This is a genomic window from uncultured Shimia sp., assembly GCF_947493595.1.
GTDB lineage: Bacteria > Pseudomonadota > Alphaproteobacteria > Rhodobacterales > Rhodobacteraceae > Shimia.
The window spans coordinates 43167-61860 of record NZ_CANLRL010000011.1; the positions used below are offsets into that span (position 1 = coordinate 43167).

General features: G+C 56.4%; 16 protein-coding genes. 8 read left to right on the forward strand and 8 right to left on the reverse strand.

The annotated features are described in order from the left end of the window. Positions 1 to 143 precede the first annotated feature (143 nt). Entirely contained in the window at positions 144 to 2048 is a 1905-nt protein-coding gene (locus tag Q0955_RS19480; protein ID WP_299428092.1) for an ATP-binding protein, read from the forward strand. Next, positions 2045 to 3118, forward strand: coding sequence for an extracellular solute-binding protein (locus Q0955_RS19485; protein WP_299428095.1), 1074 nt, complete (start codon positions 2045 to 2047; stop codon positions 3116 to 3118). The genes Q0955_RS19480 and Q0955_RS19485 overlap by 4 nt, the downstream gene beginning before the upstream one ends. Positions 3119 to 3354: 236 nt before the next feature. On the opposite strand, the gene Q0955_RS19490 is transcribed toward Q0955_RS19485, so the two are convergent. Further along, a complete protein-coding gene (locus Q0955_RS19490) occupies positions 3355 to 3495 on the reverse strand; it encodes a hypothetical protein (protein ID WP_299428098.1) in 141 nt (46 codons plus the stop codon). 49 nt (positions 3496 to 3544) lie between these two features. Next, entirely contained in the window at positions 3545 to 4573 is a 1029-nt protein-coding gene (locus tag Q0955_RS19495) for a LacI family DNA-binding transcriptional regulator (RefSeq protein ID WP_299428101.1), read from the reverse strand. Between the two features lie 207 nt (positions 4574 to 4780). Here Q0955_RS19495 and Q0955_RS19500 point away from each other — a divergent pair, with 207 nt between their 5' ends. The 5 genes from Q0955_RS19500 to Q0955_RS19520 all read left to right on the forward strand — a co-directional run bounded on the left by Q0955_RS19500 (position 4781) and on the right by Q0955_RS19520 (position 10650). After that, positions 4781 to 6286: a sugar ABC transporter ATP-binding protein gene (locus Q0955_RS19500; protein WP_299428191.1), complete on the forward strand. Its 1506-nt coding sequence runs from the start codon at positions 4781 to 4783 to the stop codon at positions 6284 to 6286. Between the two features lie 11 nt (positions 6287 to 6297). Next, on the forward strand, positions 6298 to 7299 hold the full coding sequence (locus Q0955_RS19505) for an ABC transporter permease (RefSeq protein WP_299428194.1): 1002 nt from the start codon (positions 6298 to 6300) through the stop codon (positions 7297 to 7299). A gap of 120 nt (positions 7300 to 7419) precedes the next feature. Beyond that, positions 7420 to 8373 carry a substrate-binding domain-containing protein gene (locus Q0955_RS19510; protein ID WP_299428104.1) on the forward strand — a complete coding sequence of 318 codons (954 nt, stop codon included), beginning with the start codon at positions 7420 to 7422 and terminating at the stop codon, positions 8371 to 8373. Between the two features lie 70 nt (positions 8374 to 8443). Then, positions 8444 to 9499 carry a sugar phosphate isomerase/epimerase gene (locus Q0955_RS19515; RefSeq protein WP_299428107.1) on the forward strand — a complete coding sequence of 352 codons (1056 nt, stop codon included), beginning with the start codon at positions 8444 to 8446 and terminating at the stop codon, positions 9497 to 9499. Further along, positions 9499 to 10650, forward strand: a complete 1152-nt coding sequence (locus Q0955_RS19520; RefSeq protein WP_299428110.1) for a Gfo/Idh/MocA family oxidoreductase — start codon at positions 9499 to 9501, stop codon at positions 10648 to 10650. Before Q0955_RS19515 ends, Q0955_RS19520 begins: the two co-directional genes overlap by 1 nt. A 104-nt stretch (positions 10651 to 10754) precedes the next feature. Here the strand turns inward: Q0955_RS19520 and Q0955_RS19525 are convergent, their stop codons facing one another. After that, entirely contained in the window at positions 10755 to 11807 is a 1053-nt protein-coding gene (locus tag Q0955_RS19525; protein WP_299428113.1) for a LacI family DNA-binding transcriptional regulator, read from the reverse strand. 79 nt (positions 11808 to 11886) lie between these two features. Here Q0955_RS19525 and Q0955_RS19530 point away from each other — a divergent pair, with 79 nt between their 5' ends. After that, positions 11887 to 13065, forward strand: a complete 1179-nt coding sequence (locus Q0955_RS19530) for a phytanoyl-CoA dioxygenase family protein (RefSeq protein WP_299428116.1) — start codon at positions 11887 to 11889, stop codon at positions 13063 to 13065. Positions 13066 to 13154: 89 nt separating this feature from the next. On the opposite strand, the gene iolG is transcribed toward Q0955_RS19530, so the two are convergent. Genes iolG through iolD form a run of 5 tightly spaced genes read right to left on the reverse strand, consistent with a single transcriptional unit; the run spans position 13155 to position 18684 of the window. Then, a complete protein-coding gene (gene iolG, locus Q0955_RS19535; protein WP_299428119.1) occupies positions 13155 to 14144 on the reverse strand; it encodes an inositol 2-dehydrogenase in 990 nt (329 codons plus the stop codon). Next, the gene (locus tag Q0955_RS19540) at positions 14145 to 14975 is read right to left on the reverse strand and encodes a class II fructose-bisphosphate aldolase (RefSeq protein ID WP_299428122.1); all 831 of its coding nucleotides are present in this window, start codon (positions 14973 to 14975) and stop codon (positions 14145 to 14147) included. It abuts the gene before it with no gap. Next, the gene (locus Q0955_RS19545) at positions 14972 to 15829 is read right to left on the reverse strand and encodes a 5-deoxy-glucuronate isomerase (protein ID WP_299428125.1); all 858 of its coding nucleotides are present in this window, start codon (positions 15827 to 15829) and stop codon (positions 14972 to 14974) included. The genes Q0955_RS19540 and Q0955_RS19545 overlap by 4 nt, the downstream gene beginning before the upstream one ends. 12 nt (positions 15830 to 15841) lie before the next feature. Next, the gene (locus Q0955_RS19550; RefSeq protein ID WP_299428128.1) at positions 15842 to 16816 is read right to left on the reverse strand and encodes a PfkB family carbohydrate kinase; all 975 of its coding nucleotides are present in this window, start codon (positions 16814 to 16816) and stop codon (positions 15842 to 15844) included. After that, positions 16816 to 18684, reverse strand: a complete 1869-nt coding sequence (gene iolD, locus Q0955_RS19555) for a 3D-(3,5/4)-trihydroxycyclohexane-1,2-dione acylhydrolase (decyclizing) (protein WP_299428131.1) — start codon at positions 18682 to 18684, stop codon at positions 16816 to 16818. Before iolD ends, Q0955_RS19550 begins: the two co-directional genes overlap by 1 nt. Positions 18685 to 18694: the final 10 nt, after the last annotated feature.

Consider the following 18694-nt stretch of genomic DNA (forward strand, 5'->3'; position numbering starts at 1 on the left):
CTGCGACGGCTGTCAGCCCCAAGAGGGTATCGCCATTCTTCTCATGCCTGACTAAATAGACAGTTACTTAGTCAGGATAGGAAACTATTAGTTTTTCGAAGTTAGGCTCGCCGAATAACTGCTCTCTGAGAGACCTACGGACTATGAAGACCATTCGCGGTTATTTGCGCCTTCGCAGTAGCCTTGCCCTGGCTATCCTTGTCGCGGCAGGGATTTCCGCTTTTGTCGTTTCTTCGGTGGGGCACAAGGGCGTCATGGGCAGCTCGGTTAACGCGCAGGTCTTAGGGCAGTTGTTGGTTTCCACTTCCGAGCTTTCGCTGGCATTCTCTGATTTGAGCGATCCTGAACGTGCTCAGAGCGCGAATATTGCAGAAGGCAACCTAAGGCGAAATTCCAGAGTTGGAGCTGCCGCTCTCGGCGAAATTGAAGATAGGCTTGCGCGTGGTTTGTTTGACGGAGAAAGCAAACGCGTTCTCACGCAATCTTCGTTGAATCCCATCACCGAGTTTCATGAAATCCTGAAGATTGCGGGAATTGCTGGTGATACAGAGACACCGGTCAGAAGGAAAGTTCGGGCTGGAGAGTTGGGAGAAGAGTTGAGTGCTCGAACGTTGCCCGTGTTCATGGAGCTTTACCAGCTGGAGGTCTCGTCAGCAGAAGAAGCTGGCGCCAAACAAAAACTCTACACCCGAGTGGCATTGGTGCTTGGAGCCTTTGGCGTTTTTATCACGATCGCCTTTGTGCAACGGCCGATGGAGCGGTTTGTTTTGCGGTCTCACGCGGCGCTGGAAGCCAGTCGAAAAGAGGCTGAATCCGCCCGCAAAGAGGCCGTAACAGCGCGGCGCGCAGCCGAGGATGATCGCGCAAAAGCCGAAGCCGCATCGCAAGCCAAATCGGCCTTTTTGGCAACGATGAGCCACGAAATTCGAACGCCGCTTAATGGCGTTATGGGTGTGAGTGAATTGCTTCATGAAAGCGAGGCAGATCCTGAGCGCAAGCATATGCTTGAGCTGGTCGTGAAAAGCGGCAACTCATTGCTGCAGATCATCAATGACGTGTTGGATTTGGCCAAGATTGAAGCAGGAAAGGTTGAGCTTACCGAAGAGACGTATGATGCCCGGAAAATGTGTGAAGAAGTCCTGGAACTGTTCTCAGCACAAGCACACCGAAAGGGCATCAAACTTAGCCTCGAGGCACCAACGGATGCACAACCCTGGCTGTGCACTGGTTACGGGAAACCGGTTCGTCAAATTCTGCTCAACCTGGTGAATAACGCGCTGAAATTTACAGACAACGGTGCGATAACCGTGTTTTTGAAGCGTCATCACTTACAACAGCCCGGGGACCAAGGGCGCCTGTCTATTTCTGTTGAGGATACCGGGATTGGTATTTCTGAAGATGCACAGTCGAAGATCTTTGAGCAATTTACTCAGGCAGACGGCTCTACAACAACAAAATACGGCGGCACTGGCTTGGGGCTATCCATTGCCCAAAAGCTTTGTGAACAAATTGGTGGTGAGCTTTCAGTGGTGTCTCAATTGGGGCAAGGGTCTACGTTCACCGTCGAATGTCCGGTGACCTGCAAAGTGGGCTCGCTAAAGCCGCACACTGAACCTCTGCTTGAAGGCCGGTGGGCCGGTCATGTTCTGCTTGCGGATGACAACAAGGTGAACCTGCTGGTCGCCAGTAAAATGGTCTCTGGTCTGGGCTTGACTGTGGAAACGGCCGTTGACGGGACAGATGCGCTGAACAAATTCAAAGCAGGGCGTTTCGACCTCGTTTTGATGGATGTCCGTATGCCCAACATGGATGGGCTGGACGCCACGCGTGCCATTCGCGCCTATCAAAAGTTGGAGGGAGCGCCACCGACACCAATTGTCGGGCTGTCTGCCAACGCCATGAACGAGCATCGAGAGGAAGGGCTGTCGTCTGGCATGTCCGGCTATCTTTCGAAGCCACTAAAAAAGGCCGCTTTGATTGCTGAATTCGAGCGGCTCGACTGTTTCAAGCAAGCAAACCAATCCGAAGGATCGTCTCAATGCGCATGACCACAACGCTTTTTTCTCTGTCTTGCGGCTTTGGAGTCGGCGCGTTTCCCGCTTTGGCGCATGACAACAAGGTGCTGGTGTACAACTGGTCCGATTATGTCGCCGAAGATGTGTTGGAAACTTGGGAAGAGGATACCGGTTTTGGCATCGAAATTGACAGCTACGCAAATGCCAATGAGGCGGAGGCACGTCTTATCGCGCGCGGCACCGGTTATGATATTGTTGTCGTATCCAGCGAGACTGTTGGGCGCATTATAGCAAGTGGTGGCGTTCAAAAACTTGTTCCAGAGAACTTTCCGGATATTGTGAAGCCATTGCCATATTTGGAGGACCTCTTGTTTTCCAATGTGCCCGAAGCGCGAGATTACCTGGTACCATATATGTGGGGAACCACTGGGGTCGCTTATAACATTGAAGAGGTTGCGGCGCGCATTCCCGACGCGCCAACTGACAGCTGGGCGTTGATTTTCGATCCCGAGAACGCCAAGCGCATGGCTGATTGCGGCATCACAATAGTGGACTCAAACGAAGAGGTTGTGGCCGCAGCGCTGGCCTATTTGGGAAAGAACCCACGCTCAAAAGATCCTGAAGATTTGGCCGCCGCTTTTGAAGTTTTAACTGCGATTGAGCCCTACATCGCAGACTTCAACACCGAGCAATATGACGATCTAATGAACGGGGAGATCTGTCTCTCGTTGACTTGGAGCTCTGAGGGATTGGGGCCGATGCTCGAAGGAGAGGGGGGCTTTCAATATGTGATCCCTAAGGAGGGGACCAATATTTGGGCGGATGTGATTGTGATGCCGATCGATGCCAAACATTTGGAGCTGGCCAACAAGACGATCAATCACCTGATGAATAGACAGAACCTGGCCTTAGGGGTTGAGTATCTATTTGGCGCGATCAGTTCGGAAGAGATTGTGGATGTCGTAGACAGCTCCCTATTTGAGTACCCGGCCCTTTCACTGCCCGAGGACATCCGTGAGGTCTTGTATTTGGCGCCTCAGTTTACGGGAGCGGAAAAGGAAGCACTCGACAAGAGATGGCGCCAGTTGCAGCTCGGAATGTAGCGGGCAAGAAGCAAAAGGAAGTACATCTGCGTCTTCTTTTCAGGACAGTTATCCCACAAATGGGCGTTCACCAATTGGAAAAGCGGTTTGAGAGCCGTCTGAGTTGAGACGACAGCGGTAACGGTATTAACATTCCCGTCCATTTGTCATCCGAAAGCTCGATCCTTACACGCGAGATGGGTGGATGGGGGAAGCCGATGACCCAGTGGATGCTTATCGCTTCAGGACGCCCATGCTCAGTCACTGTGCTTTACGGACACAATGGCGCGTATCCGACGCGGGATCGGATGATCCGGCATCACCTCGATCCGCCAGGTGCGCACCGCGTGGAAAGCGGCTGAGCTGACATTGCCTGACGTGCTTTGGCTAAGCCGCATTCCGGAAGCGGTGCCCAGTGGATTGAAGGTGGACCGGTAACGGGCCGTTCTATTTGCGCCCGGCAGGCCCGCAGCTTTCCCGGACGACAAGATCGCCGTGCAGTCGTTCGCTGGCCTTCTCAGTGCTTTGCCCTTCCAACCCATCCAGAAGGATCGCCATGGCGCGCTCGCCAATCTTGTTGCGCGGTTGGCGGATCGTGGTCAGGGCCGGAGTGATGTTGCTGGCAAAGGGAATGTCGTCAAAGCCAATCACGGAAAAATCGCGTGGCACATCAAACCCACGCAGGCGCAAGGCGGCGATCACGCCAATGGCGGTGTTGTCATTGAAGCAGAAGAAGGCTGTGGGCAGGGTGTCCTTGATGAAAAGGCGTTCCACGGCAGCACGGCCGCCTTCGCTGCTGCCATCGCCCTCGATGCGCCAATCGGCCAGTTCTTCGGCGCATTCTGCCAGGCCTTTGCGATAGCCTTCGTGGCGCAGATCGGAGAGCACGTCGCCGGTGCCACCGCCGACAAACACGATGCGGCGATGGCCAAGAGACACCAGATATTCGGTTGCCATTTTGGAGGCGGCCACGTCGTCCACACCGACAAAATCGGTCTCGGCGGTTTCCAATGGGCGGCCCACAGCGACCAGAGGGGGCAATTGTGTAACCGGATCTTGCGGCGCGCCTGCGACGGGCAGGTGGCCGGTTAGGAGAACAAGCCCATCCGCCACACCCGTTGCCAGAAAGCGCATATGGTTCTCTTCCAGCGAAATCGCGCCCTCGGTGTTGCCGATCAACACGCCGTAGCCGCGGGCGTGTGCTTCCTTTTCCAGGCCGATCAGGACCCCTGGGAAATTCGGGTCGGCAATGGAGGGTGTTAGCACCATGACCATTTTGGAGCGTTTCATGCGCAGGTTCTGCGCCATCACATTGGCGGTGTAGCCGGTGCGCGCGATGGCATTGGTCACCTTCTTGCGCGTGCTCTCCGCCACCTTTTCTGGGTTCCGAATCGCGCGGCTGACCGTGGCAATGGAGACACCGGCAAGCTTGGCGACGTCCTCGATTGTGGCAGATTTCTTGGGTGGCAATGACACGTTTGGCGCGCCTGTTGGTTTGGTGTTTTTGTTTATGCGCACAAGGCGGTTAGAAGCCTTATAGCCGCAATGCGGCATCGTGAAAAGGTTTACAGTGCATGATGTAAAGGTTTACATGGGTAATGAAAACGTTTACATAAATCAATCAACACCCCCCAGAGTGGGGTGAAAATTCAGGGAGGAGACGACGTGCCGGATGGCCAGTCTATAGGTGTGCCGATTTTGTCGGCGGACGGGATCAGTAAGTCATTTGGCTCGGTCCCGGTTCTGTTCAGCGTCAGCATGGACATTCGCGCCGGAGAGGTGCACGCGCTTATTGGAGAGAATGGCGCGGGCAAGTCGACATTCATGAAAATCCTGTCCGGGTTCCTACAGCCTACGTCTGGCCATATCCGCTTGGACGGCGTGGACACCGAGTTGCCCGGCAATGGTCAGTCGGAGGCTTTGGGGATTGTTCTGATCCACCAAGAGCTCAATCTCGCCGAGCAGATGACCGTTGAGGAAAACATTTTCCTTGGGCGCGAAATCATGAGCCGGGGCGTGTTGGATAGGGCCACGATGCGCGCCATGGTGCGCGGCTATCTGGATGACATCGGCCTCGACATTTCGCCTGAAGACCGCATTTCTGATCTCTCGATTGCGCAAAAGCAGATGGTTGAGATTGTCAAAGCCATCAGTCGCGATGCGCGCGTTCTGATCATGGACGAGCCAACTGCGGTTTTGACCGAAGCGGAAACCGAGTTGTTCTTCGCGCAGGTGCGCCGCTTGAAGGCACGCGGCACCGCGATTGTCTTTGTCTCCCACAAGCTGGCCGAAGTCAGTGCGATTTCCGATCAAGTGACCGTGCTGCGGGACGGGCAATGGATTGGCACCCACGCGGCAAGCGACGTGACACCAGACACAATGGCGCAAATGATGGTGGGGCGCGAGTTGAGCGACTTTTACCCGCCGATGAACGAAGTGGATGTGGATGCAGATCGCGTGCTTGAGGTGCGTGATCTGGTGGCGCCCGGCGTACACAATGTCAGCTTTGACCTTAGGAGAGGGGAAATCCTCGGGTTTTCAGGGTTGATCGGCGCCGGGCGTACAGCGGTTTTTGAGGCCATTTGCGGCCTGATCCCGCGCGAGCGTGGCGCCATCACCTTTGATGGATCCTCCGCACAATTTGGATCTGTGGCAGAGGCGCGAGACGCGGGTGTTGTCTACCTGACCAAAGACCGCAAAGAGAAAGGCCTGTTGCTGGGACAAAAGATGCGCCCCAACCTGTCCCTTTTTGCATTGCCGAAGTTTGTCAAAGGGCTGAGCGTGGATCGCAAAGCGGAAGACGCCGCACTGGAGCGGGCCATTCGCCGCTTTGATATTCGGGCCCGTGATCCCAACGTGAGGGTTGGCGATCTGTCCGGCGGCAATCAGCAAAAGCTGTTGCTGGCCAAGGTGATGGAATGTGATCCGCGGGTTTTGATCATTGATGAGCCAACTCGGGGCATCGATGTGGGCACCAAACAGCAAATCTATCACTTCATTGCGGCAATCGCAGCTGAAGGTGTGTCGGTGATCGTGGTGTCCTCTGAAATGCCGGAGATCATTGGCCTGTGCCACCGTGTGGTGGTGATGCGCGAGGGCGAAATCACCGGGGTCGTGACCGGCGATCATATCAACGAAACAGAAATCGTGCGCTACGCCGCAGGACTGAAGCGGGAGCATCAACAATGACCGAGACAACCATGAATTCAGCCAAACCTTCACTGTTGCGCGGTTTTGACCTTAAGGCCGCCGGCCCTGCCATTGCATTGCTCATCCTCTGTTTAATTGGGTTTCTGCTCAATCCAGCGTTCTTGAGCGAGGGCAATATCACCAACTTGCTGACGCGCTCAGCCTTCATTGGCATCATTGCGGTTGGCGCGACATTCGTGATCACCGCTGGTGGGATTGACCTATCCGTAGGCTCGATGGCTGCCGTCATCGCTGGGGTGATGATCATCGTGATGAACAGTGCGGTGGACACCTTTGGCACAGGGGTCACCACGGTGCTGATCGGCTGCGGATGTTCCATCATTCTTGGCCTCGGCGCGGGCCTTGTGAACGGTTTTTTGACCACCAAAGGCAAAATCGAAGCTTTCATTGTGACCCTGGGGACCATGGGCATCTATCGCTCGCTGGTGACCTATTTTGCGGACGGCGGCACGTTGTCTCTCAACTATGACATCCGTGGCGTGTACCGCCCGGTCTACTACGACAGCTTCTTTGGCCTGCCTATTCCGGTTTGGGTGTTCATCGTTGTCTCCATTGCAGGGTGGTTCCTGCTGAACCGAACAGCGTTTGGCCGCTACTGTACCGCCATTGGCTCCAACGAGAGCGTGGCAAAATACTCGGCCATCAAAGTCGACCGTGTAAAAACGCTGACCTATGTGATCCAGGGTCTTTGCGTCTCGCTGGCCACCATCATTTATGTGCCGCGCCTTGGTTCCGCATCGTCCTCAACCGGTGTGTTGTGGGAGCTGGAAGCCATCGCCGCGGTGATCATTGGCGGCACCGTGCTCAAGGGCGGTTATGGCCGGATTGGCGGCACCATTCTGGGCGCTCTCATCCTGACCACAATCGGCAACATTCTGAACTTCACTGACATGATCTCCAACTATCTCAACGGGACCATGCAGGGCCTCATCATCATCGTGGCCGTCTGGCTGCAACGCGGAGATTGGGGCCGCAATAAGTCGGCAGACTAAACGCCGACACACCACACAAAGAGTTTCTCGCAGAGCTTTGCGCGAAAGAACCGGACGTCACCGGAGAGGAGAGGTGCGTCCAAATCACAGGGAAGTCAAAGACCTTTTAGGGAGGAAACCATGAAGACCTTTACCAAATTTGGGGCCTTGGCCACTGCGGCCACCATCGCCCTCACCGGCTGGGCAAGTGCCGATACCATCAAGATCGGCGTGAGCTACCCAACACCAACCCACGCCTGGGCAGCTGGTATGAACTGGCATGCTGAAAAGGCTGAAGAACGACTGGAGGCACTCTATCCGGATGTGGATCTGATCCTGGTGAATTCGCCAGATCCATCCGCGCAAGCAAGTGCACTTGAGGATCTTGTGTCTGTGCATGGCATTGATGCACTTGTTGTGCTGCCGTTTGAAAGTGAGCCGCTCACCGATCCGGTGTTGAATGTCAAAAAATCCGGCGCGTTAATCACAGTTGTGGATCGTGGCTTAAGCCAGCCGGGCATTGAGGACATCTATGTTGCGGGTAACAACCCGGAGCTGGGCCGTGTGTCGGCGGAGTATATGAAAACCCGCCTCAAAGATGGCGACAATATTGTGGTGCTGCGCGGCATTCCAACGCTGATCGACAACGAGCGCTTTGATGCCTTCATGGCCGAAATCGAAGGCTCCGGCATCAACGTTTTGGACCACAAGCACGCTAACTGGAACCGTGATGACGGTTTCGAAGTGATGCAGGACTTCCTGTCGCGCTTCCCAGACATCGACGCGGTTTGGGCGCAGGATGATGACATCGCGATTGGTGTTGTTGCCGCGTTGAAACAGGCCGGCCGTGATGGCGATGGCATGTTTGTTGTCGGCGGCGCCGGCATGAAAGAGACCATCAAAGGCATCATGGATGGCAACGAACTGGTGCCGGTCGACGTGCTCTATCCGCCGGCGATGATTGCCACCGCGATGGATGTGACCGTGTCCGCGTTCAAATCCAATGGCCCTGTGGCTGGGCGCTACATCCTCGGTGCGACGCTGATTACACCTGAGAACGCGGCGAGCTTCTACTTCCCGGATTCGCCGTTCTAAAGCGCCATTCGGGTACCCGAGAAGAGGCCCTTTCTCCCAAGGGGCCTCTTCTTCAAACAGGAGAAAAATCATGCAGACAATCAAAGGTCCCGCACTGTTTCTGGCGCAGTTTGCTGGCGACGACGCCCCGTTCAATTCCTGGGACAGCATCACCAAATGGGCCGCTGATTGTGGCTACAAGGGCGTGCAGGTGCCCAGCTGGGACGGACGCTTATTTGATCTCGCTCGCGCGGCCAGTTCACAGAGCTATTGCGAAGAGCTGGTTGGCGTAGCGCGCGAAAATGGCGTCGAAATCACAGAATTGTCCACACATTTGCAAGGCCAGTTGGTCGCGGTGCATCCGGCGTATGACGAAGCTTTTGACGGCTTTGCCGCCCCAGAGGTGCGTGGCAATCCCAAGGCGCGGCAGGCTTGGGCCGTGGAGCAGGTGAAGCTGGCGATCACCGCGAGTTACAATCTGGGCATCGCATCACACGCGACATTTTCTGGCGCTTTGGCGTGGCCCTATATTTACCCCTGGCCACAGCGGCCCCCGGGATTGATCGACACAGCCTTTGACGAATTGGCAAAACGCTGGCGGCCGATCCTGGACCATGCGGATCAAATGGGCGTGGATATTTGTTATGAAATCCACCCAGGCGAAGACCTGCACGATGGCGTGACCTTTGAGATGTTCCTTGAACGGGTCGACAACCATGCGCGGTGCAACATGCTCTATGACCCCAGCCACTTCGTGCTGCAGTGTTTGGACTATGTCGGCCATATCGATGACTACGCCGACCGGATCAAGATGTTCCACGTCAAAGATGCCGAGTTCAATCCGACCAGTAAGCAGGGCGTCTATGGGGGCTATCAAAGCTGGGTAGATCGCGCTGGGCGGTTCCGCAGTCTTGGCGATGGTCAGGTCGATTTTGGCAAGGTCTTCAGTAAAATGGCGGCCAACAACTTTGATGGTTGGGCCGTTGTGGAATGGGAATGCTGCCTGAAACACCCGGAAGACGGCGCCCGCGAAGGAGCGGCGTTTGTGCGCGATCATATCATTCGCGTGACCGAAACGGCCTTTGACGATTTTGCCGATGGTGGCACCGATGACGACGCCAACAAACGTATGCTGGGGATTTCGTGATGAGTGAGTTTGAAAGACCGATCCGGTTGGGCATGGTCGGCGGCGGTAACGATGCCTTTATCGGCGCTGTGCACCGCATCGCGGCGCGAATTGATGGGCAATTTGATCTTGTTGCGGGCGCACTGTCCTCTACGCCTGAAAAAGCGCAGGCGTCGGGGAAAGCTCTGGGGCTTGCTCCAGACCGGACCTATGATGACTTCAAAGCCATGGCGATCCGCGAGGCGCGACTAAAAGAAGGCATTGAGGCTGTGGCGATTGTCACACCCAACCATGTGCATATGGCCGCGGCGCGGGAGTTTCTGAAGCGCGGTATCCATGTGATCTGCGACAAACCATTGACCTCCACTTTGGCGGATGCGCGCAAGATGGCACAAGCGGTGGAGAAATCGGACGCGCTGTTTGTTTTGACCCACAACTACACTGGTTATCCGCTGATCCGACAAGCGCGGGACATGGTCGTCAATGGAGACTTGGGCGACATTCGTGTGGTGCAGGTTGAGTATCCGCAGGACTGGCTGACAGAGGCCCAGCCCGAAGACAACAAGCAGGCCAGCTGGCGTACTGATCCCGCGCGTTCCGGGGTAGGCGGGTCCACAGGGGACATTGGCACCCATGCCTTCAATCTTGCGTGTTTCGTGACTGGCCTGACACCGGAAAGTCTCTGTGCGGACCTTCAGAGCTTTGTTGACGGGCGGCAAGTGGATGACAACGCCCATGTGATGCTGCGGTTTGCGGAGGGTGCGCGGGGCATGCTGTGGTGTTCACAAGTTGCCCCAGGCAACGAAAATGCGCTGCGGTTGCGGGTCTACGGCTCCAAGAGCGGCATAGAATGGGGGCAGGAAAACCCCAATGTGATGCGCTACACGCCTTTTGGCGAACCGACCCGACTACTCACGCGGGCCGGAGCGGGCGCTGCTGGGCAGCCGGACCATTTGACACGCACCCCCGGTGGTCATCCGGAGGGGTATCTTGAGGGCTTTGCCAATATCTACCTCGAGGCTGCGGAGTGCATCCGGGCGGGACGCACCGGTCAACAAAGCTCCAAACACGTTGCGTTACCCGGATTAGAGGAGGGCATGGCGGGCATGCGATTCATTGATGCCTGTGTGCGCAGCTCGGCGCGGAATTCGGCGTGGGTGTCTCTCAAATAGGATCGTATGACTTCATTCGTCATCTCACCGAAGGTGAGAAAGCGTGCAGGACGCGGGACATTCCGGGTGACCGCAGCCGGGAGTTTCTGGTGAGGCGGTTGCCCTCAGCATCGGCTGATGAGGTCTTCAGGTCGCAAATCTGCCGGCACGTTCATCGGCGTGAGGACTTGGGTTGTCGAAATCGCCTGCATTGCGGGGTCTCCGATAAGCCCATGAAAGGCAAGAAAGTGGTCGAACGCGGCGCGAATGTCGCGTTGCAGATCATGGTGGAGAACGAAGCTGATCTTGTCTTTGACCAGCAACTCTTTGTTCTCTCGATCCAGGTCATGCGCCACATACACGAGTGGTTTCAATCTACAGTGCTCAAGATTTTCAAGGATCGCCTTATTGCCGCCTCCCATTGAGTAAACAGCCTGCAGGTCTACGACGTTCTCCAGTTTCTGAGTGAGTTGGCTTGCCGTTTCTGAATCGATCCCGCCGCCGCCTTGTAGAGAAACAACCCGCAGGTTTGGACTGAGCCGCAATAAGGCCTTTTGAAAAGCGATTTCGCGATCCTCCTCTCCCACGAAGTGTTCGTGGCTGCGGGTTGCCAAAACAGTTCCGGACCGGTCCCCAAGAGTTTTGGAAATGAGATAGGCGGCTGTACGTCCGGCGCCTGCATTGTCTAAGCCCACGTAAGCTAACCTGTCGCCGCCGCCGAGGTCCGTGACCAAAGTGACCACGGGAATCCTAGACGCGTGAAGTTTGTGCACCGCGGACCGTATTGCGGGAGTGTCCTTGGCTTTCAGGCACACGCCATGACTGCCCCGTTTGTGAATGCGCTCAAGCGCGGCGATAACTTCGGCCTCTTGCATGATTTCCTGCAACAGAAAGCGCGGTCGACAGACTGCTGAACTGATGTGGGGCAAAACGGCCTCAGTTGCGGATTTGACCTCGCGGCTGAAACGCGCGGGGGCCTCGATCACGAAGTCAAAGAACATGCGCCGCCCGCGTGCGGCAAGCTGTGCTTCTTGTGCCGTCAGCTCTTCGATTGCGGCGGTTACACGTTGTTTGGTCTGGGCACTGACATTGGCGCGATTGTTCAGGACCCTGTCGATGGTTGCGGTGCCTAGGCCAGCTTGCCGTGCAATTTCTTTGATGGGAAAGCGATGGGTCATTGATGTTTTTTTGATGTGTTTGAGGCCGAAAATCAATCCTCACTCCCGCTAAAATGAGTGCAAATAGGGAGGAAACAGCATGGCGCACACTTATGACTTAACCGGATTCTACGATCCACAAAAATGCGACGTGAGAGACTTTGAAACATGTCTTGAGCAGGTGACACGCCCGGAAAACGTGCCGCTGGCGATGGCAATCGAAAAGAACATTCCCGTCTATGACGGCGGTAAGCTTCAGGCCGCCTTAGAAGGTGAGAGCCGCCGATCCGTGATGGCGGAGTGGGCGCGGGTATTGCGAAGTGGGGCCGGCATTGTCGTGCTGAAAGGGGCGTATCGTGACACTCGCGTACTGGATGAGGCCACTGAGATTTACGAACGTATTATTGAGCAGGAAAAGCAAAACTCAGGAGGAGGCGCGGATCACTTTGCAGCGTCCGGTGCCAATGATCGTATCTGGAACTCGCTACAAAAGCTTTGCGAGGCTGTCCCTGTTGTGTTCATGCGCTACTTTGCCAATCCGGCGATTGCGGCCGTGTGTGAGGCTTGGCTGGGGCCAAACTATCAAATGACGGCACAGGTTAATCTGGTGCATCCCGGCGGTGCGGCGCAGCAGGCCCATCGCGATTATCACCTTGGGTTTCAAACGGCAGATGTGAGCGCAGCCTATCCAGCGCATGTGCATGAGGTGTCGCCGGTTTTAACCCTTCAAGGTGGAGTGGCCCATTGTGACATGCCGTTGGAAAGCGGCCCAACCAAGCTGTTGCCGTTTTCGCAAACCTACAAGCCTGGCTATGCCGCCTGGCGGCGTGAGGACTTTCGGGCAGTATTTGAGGAGCGTTGTGTACAGCTTCCGCTGTCTAAGGGCGATGCAGTGTTTTTTAATCCAGCTCTGTTTCACGCGGCGGGGGCAAACAGTAGCGCGGATATCCATCGGTTTGTGAATCTGCTGCAAGTGTCTTCCGCCTTCGGGCGAGCTATGGAGACTGTTGACCGAGAGAAGATGTGCCGTTTGGTGTTTCCTCATGCCGTGCGGGCTTCCTCAGAAGGGACTTTGACACAAACTGAACTCTCCGCAGCCATTGCAGCTACCGCAGAGGGCTACTCGTTTCCGACAAATCTGGACCGCGATCCGCCGTCAAATGGGCTGGCGCCAGAAACACAAGCCGCTTTCTTTCAGCGCGCTATTGAGGAAGGACTGAGTGTAGAGCAGTTCTGTGCAAGGCTTACGCAAATGAAAGCTTTGAAACTGGCGCCCTGAGAGACACAGAGTGTCTAGATTGGACCAGAGCGGGGCATCGTGAGTTTCACACGATGCCCCGTTTGATTTCTGCGAAAGCTCACTTAATGTCAGATGAGATCAACCGGCGCGCCAGTTTTCAGGGACTGATCTGCAGCATCCGCCAGTAACTGCGCTTGCAAACCGTCTTCAATGCTTGGTGCTGGTGGCGTGTTGTTCTCCACAGCGGCAACAAAATGCGCCATTTCGGCACGATAGGCCGCTTCATACCGCTCCAAGAAGAAGTGTTGCACCGGCGCCCGTGCGAATCCAGCCTCGGTCGCCATTTCTACCGTTGTTTCGTGCACATTTTCGGCACGCAACATGCCACGTGATCCATGCACTTCGATCCGTTGATCGTACCCGTAGCTGGCGCGACGCGAGTTGGTGATCTGGCAGATTTTGCCGCTGGCTGTGGAGAGCGTGACAGCGGCGGTATCCACATCACCTGCGTCGCCAATTTCGGGATCCACGAGCGCAGACCCGATAGCATAAACGCGAACGGGGTTCTCTCCCAACAGGAAGCGGGCCATGTCCAAGTCGTGGATCATCATGTCGCGGAAAATGCCACCGGAGCTTTGGATGTAGCTGACCGGGGGCGGGGAGGGGTCGCGAGATTGAATGGTGATGATTTCTGAGTCGCCAATCTGGCCTTGCTGCAGCCGCGCCCGCAAGTCAGCGAAGTTTGGGTCAAACCGCCTGTTGAAGGCCGTCAGGAAGGGCACACCCGCGGTTTCGACAACAGCTTTGCAGTCGCGAATTCTGTCAGAAGACAGGTCCACAGGTTTCTCGCAAAAGATAGCTTTGCCCGCTTTGGCGGCGGCGTGAATGAGATCGTAGTGGGTGTCAGTTGGCGTACCTATGACAACCGCGTCGACATCCGCGCTGTTGATCAGCTCCATGGCATCCATGACCTTGGCGTTTGTCCGGTTGGCCAAGTCCTGAGCTGGCGCCGGGAAGGCGTCGGCCACGGCGGTTACGGTGGCGCCTTCGATCTGTGCGATGGATCGGGCGTGCACCTGGCCGATCCGGCCGCAACCTAATAGTCCGATACGTGTCATCTATGCCCCCTTGAAGCTGCGCAAGACTTGGCGGGTTTTGGCCACCAATGGATCGTGGGTCTCTTTCAGGATTTGCACGCGATCAAAGCGTGCTGGATCGGCGTTTACTGCCGCACGCATCGCGTCGCCAAAAGCCATACGCAGTTCCGTTCCGATGTTGAATTTGCAAATCTTGGAGCCGCGCGCCAAGGCTTGTCGTTGGGCCACGGGCACTCCGGAACCGCCATGGATCACCAATGGCACATCGGTCAGCGCTTCAATGGCGTTGATGCGCGCAACATCCAAACCGCCTTCCTTATCTTGTTGCAGATGCACATTTCCGACGGAAATCGCCATTGCGTCAACGCCAGTGTCCCTGGCGAATTGTGCAGCTTCTTCGGGATCGGTACCGGCTGAGCCTTCGCCGCCTGAGTAGCCGACAAAACCGATTTCCCCTTCGCAAGACACGCCCGCCGCATGTGCCATTTCGGCAATCGCGGCAGTGTCGTCGATATTTTGCGTCAAGGGCGTGCGCGACCCGTCAAACATCACCGAGGTGAAGCCGCTGTCGATCGCAACTTGGCATTCCTCTGCTGTGTAGCCATGGTCGAGATGCGCGACGACGGGCACGGAGGCGTGCTCGGCGAGGTGCGTGAACATCTTTCCCAGCACTGGCAGGGGCGTGTGCTCTCGACAAGAGGGACCGGCCTGCAAGATCACGGGCACGTTTTCCGCTTCTGCTGCGGCCACGTAAGCGCGCATGTCTTCCCAGCCCAGAGTGACCAATCCGGCCACTGCGTAACCGTCCTTCAGCGCGGGCTGAAGGACATCTTTCAATGTCACTAGGGTCATTTGAATTTCGCAACCATATCCATAATGCCAGGGATCGTGTGCAGCTGTTCCTCATGGGTGGGCTGAAAGTACTGCTTGAGGCTGCGCTGGCTCAACCCACCGAGGATGGTGAAGTAATACATCTGATAGCCGGGCAGCACGGCGCAGGGGTGATACCCTTTGTCGAGCATGATCGTTGAGCCATCCATGATGTGATAAGCATCGCCGGGCTTATTGTCTTCGCGTTGCAGCATTTGAACGCCAGAGCCATAGTTTGGTTTGAAGCGGAAGTTATAGGTTTCGTCGTGGCGGGTTTCGATCATCTCGCCATCTGCGCCTTTGCGGTCGGTGTCATGCTTGTGAGACGGGAAACCGGACCAGCCGCCCTCTCCTACTGTGAAGAGTTCACTCACCAGAAGACGACCAACTTTGTCATGGTGGTGAGCACCGAGGATGTGTTTGATCTTGCGATGGGTTTTGGTGTCGTCGGAGCCGTATTGCACCAGATCGAGTTCCGGCACGCGCACGTCGAATGGCTCCAGAACTTTGTCGTATTTTGCGCCGGCGATGAAGGTTTCGGTGGCGTCGGTCTTACATGTGATACGCACCTTCGCCCCAACCGGCACATACACCCCTTCAGGGTCGCCGTCCCAGACATCTTCTGTCCGGTTGCCCAGGTCAGGGTAGACCGCACCCTCCACATCTACGTCTACAGTGCCCGTGGCAGGTACCACGCAGGTCTCGTAGCCTGGCACAGCGTATTCAAACACTTCACCACGTTTGAGTTTCACGATGTTGAAGTAGTTCAATGGCACCAGATCATGGTTCGCATCAACGATGGGTTTGTTTTTGTTGTCATGGGGCGCAATATGCATTGGGCTCTCCTTTTAAAATGTTGGTCCGGAGTGCGAGGACAAAAAGGCCTCAAGCTCGGTGGTTGTGGGCATGGCGTTGGCGCAGCCGGGCTGGGACACCACAATGGAGGCGCAGGCGGAGCCGCGCAGCACGGCGTCGCGGAGGATGTGGCCTGTGGCGATTGAGGCAAGAAGGCCAGCCATAAAGCTGTCGCCGGCGCCGTTGGGTTTGACAGCGGTGACAGGGTAGATGCCGGTACGAATTTCTTCACCAGCACTCAGCGTGATGGCGCCCTCGTGACCCATTTTGTAGATCACCAGTTTGCCGCTGGCGGCCAATTCCCGCGCCTTATCAAGGCCTTTTTCGATGCCGCCCGCCATGAAGCCAAATTCTTCATCGTTGCCAACAATCAAATCACTGGCGTCGCCGGCGCGCGAAAGCACCTCAGCGGCCACTTCTGCAGATGGCCAGCTGTAGGGGCGGTAATCGATGTCAAATATCACTGGCAGACCGGCGGCCTTCGCATTGTCAAAAGCGCGAAAGGTTGCGGACCGGGATGGTTCAGCAGCAAAGACTGTTCCCGCGGTGATAAAAGCGGTGAACGCGCTGTAATCAACCGCGTCCATATCCGCGTCTGTGACTTGAAAATCCGCCGCACCGTTGCGGTAGATCACGTTCTGGAAGTCTTCGATGCAGCTTTCATAGACTGCTAGTGACGTCCGGGCCTCCCCCCCGACAGAACGGACATAGCGCGTGCCGACGCCGTAGTCTTGTAGGCGGTTGATACAAAACCGCCCTACTGCGTCGTCCGAAACGGATGTCACTAGGGACGCCTCCGAGCCCAGCTTCACCAGACCGGCGCAGATGTTGGCGGAGGACCCGCCCAGGTCCGCACGGAAGGTGGTGGCATCCTCGCTTTTTACTCCAATGGGGTCGGCAAACATGTCCATGCCTGCGCGCCCAAAGACCGCAAAGCGATTGCCTTTGATGGCGTCAATCAAGGTCATCACACACCCCGGCGCTGTTTGGCGCGGCTGGCTTCCCACTCAATATGCGCTTCGCGTACGGAGTCATCTTCGGTGATGTGGGGTGTGCCAACCTCCCACCAGGCATGACCTTCTGTGGTCCATCCTTCGTAGGGGTCTACGTCCATGACAATGACATAGGTCTTGTCGCTGGCCTTGGCCCGTTTGAAGGCTTCGGCCAGCTCCGCCGGGTTCGCCACTTTTTCGGCTGTTGCGCCCATGGAGGTTGCGTGCGCGGTGAAGTCGACGCCAAAGGCCTCGGGAATTGTCGGGCAGTCCTCCAGTAGATTGTTGAAGCTCTCGTTTCCGGTGTTGTTTTGCAGCTTGTTGATCACGGCAAAACCACCGTTGTCCAACACAAGCACAATCATCTTTTTCTGGCTCAGCACAGAAGAGTAGATGTCTGAGTTGAGCATCATGTAGGAGCCGTCCCCACAGAAGGTGATGGTGTCTTGATCCGGTTCCCGTTCGGCTTGCGCGATGCGCGCCCCCCAGGCGCCCGCGATTTCATAGCCCATGCAGGAGAAGCCAAACTCGACGTCTACCGTGCCAATATCCAGCGTACGCCAATTTGCGGTAACCTCAGCGGGCAAGCCACCTGCGGCCGCCACAACACGATCTCGCGCTTCGCAAAGCTCGTTCACAACACCAATCGCTTGAGCATAGGAGTTCGGGCGGTTGCCGTGAGACACGTTGTCCGCTACGTAGGCGTCCCACTTTTTGCGCTCTTCCTGGGCGAAAGTGACCCATTGTGTGGGCGTTTTCATCTCGAGTTCGCCATCCAGCGCGGTCAGCGACAGCTTGGCGTCTCCTACCACCGGTAGGGACATGTGCTTTCCGGCGTCATGGCGAGCGGCGTTGATCGAAATGAACTGTGCGTCTTGGTCAAAGGCGGTCCAGCTGCCGGTGGTGAAGTCTTGCAACCGGGTGCCAACCGCAAGGATCACGTCTGCCTTTTCGGCAATCGCATTCGCGCTGTCTGAACCGGTGACGCCAATCGGGCCGATGTTCAGCGGGTGGGTTGCGAGCATGTTGGCGCGACCGGCGATTGTCTCGACAACCGGAATGCTGTGCTTTTCTGCAAAGGCGGTAAGTTCAGTGGCCGCCTGCGAGTATTGCACGCCGCCGCCTGCAATGATCATTGGGCGCTTTGCTGTTGCAAGCATCTCTGCTGCATCGGCAATTTCGGCCGCATCTGGAGATTGGCGGCGGATGCGGTGGACCTTCTTGGCAAAGAACTTTTCTGGATAGTCGTAGGTCCATCCCTGCACGTCCTGCGGCAACCCAAGGAAGACAGGGCCGCAATCGGCGGGGTCCAACATGGTTGCAAGAGCGTTTGGCAGGGATTGGATCACCTGGGCGGGGTGGGAAATACGATCCCAGTAGCGCACGACGGGTTTGAATGCGTCATTCACGCCAAAAGTTGGATCGTTGTAATTCTCCATCTGCTGCAGCACCGGGTCTGGCAGCCGTGTGAGGAAGGTATCCCCGCAAAGCAGGAGCATCGGAAGGCGGTTTGCGTGCGCCAATCCGGCGGCCGTCAGAAGGTTGGCTGTGCCAGGCCCCGCCGAAGCTGTGCAGAACATGAAGCGTTGGCGCAGCCATTGCTTGGCGTATCCCGCGGCCGCGAATCCCATGCTTTGTTCGTTCTGACCACGGTACAGCGGCAGCTCTTCGCGCACGCCGTTTAGGGCCTCACCCAAGCAGGTTACATTGCCATGGCCAAAGATGCCAAAGCCGCCGCCGCAGACGCGCATTTCCTGCCCGTCGATTTCTATGAACTGATTGGAAAGCCAGCGAATAATCGCCTGCGCCGTGGTGAGGCGAATAGTTGTGTTTTCTGTCGTCATCTTTGCGCGA

Bases quoted from the DNA above. Each gene is read 5' to 3' on its own strand.
- Q0955_RS19545 (WP_299428125.1), bottom strand. From the start codon at position 15,829: ATGCATATTGCGCCCCATGACAACAAAAACAAACCCATCGTTGATGCG.
- Q0955_RS19550 (WP_299428128.1), bottom strand. From the start codon at position 16,816: ATGACCTTGATTGACGCCATCAAAGGCAATCGCTTTGCGGTCTTTGGG.
- iolG (WP_299428119.1), bottom strand. From the start codon at position 14,144: ATGACACGTATCGGACTATTAGGTTGCGGCCGGATCGGCCAGGTGCAC.
- Q0955_RS19480 (WP_299428092.1), top strand. From the start codon at position 144: ATGAAGACCATTCGCGGTTATTTGCGCCTTCGCAGTAGCCTTGCCCTG.
- Q0955_RS19530 (WP_299428116.1), top strand. From the start codon at position 11,887: ATGGCGCACACTTATGACTTAACCGGATTCTACGATCCACAAAAATGC.
- Q0955_RS19490 (WP_299428098.1), bottom strand. From the start codon at position 3,495: ATGCGGCTTAGCCAAAGCACGTCAGGCAATGTCAGCTCAGCCGCTTTC.
- Q0955_RS19520 (WP_299428110.1), top strand. From the start codon at position 9,499: ATGAGTGAGTTTGAAAGACCGATCCGGTTGGGCATGGTCGGCGGCGGT.
- iolD (WP_299428131.1), bottom strand. From the start codon at position 18,684: ATGACGACAGAAAACACAACTATTCGCCTCACCACGGCGCAGGCGATT.
- Q0955_RS19505 (WP_299428194.1), top strand. From the start codon at position 6,298: ATGAATTCAGCCAAACCTTCACTGTTGCGCGGTTTTGACCTTAAGGCC.
- Q0955_RS19515 (WP_299428107.1), top strand. From the start codon at position 8,444: ATGCAGACAATCAAAGGTCCCGCACTGTTTCTGGCGCAGTTTGCTGGC.
- Q0955_RS19510 (WP_299428104.1), top strand. From the start codon at position 7,420: ATGAAGACCTTTACCAAATTTGGGGCCTTGGCCACTGCGGCCACCATC.
- Q0955_RS19485 (WP_299428095.1), top strand. From the start codon at position 2,045: ATGACCACAACGCTTTTTTCTCTGTCTTGCGGCTTTGGAGTCGGCGCG.
- Q0955_RS19540 (WP_299428122.1), bottom strand. From the start codon at position 14,975: ATGACCCTAGTGACATTGAAAGATGTCCTTCAGCCCGCGCTGAAGGAC.
- Q0955_RS19525 (WP_299428113.1), bottom strand. From the start codon at position 11,807: ATGACCCATCGCTTTCCCATCAAAGAAATTGCACGGCAAGCTGGCCTA.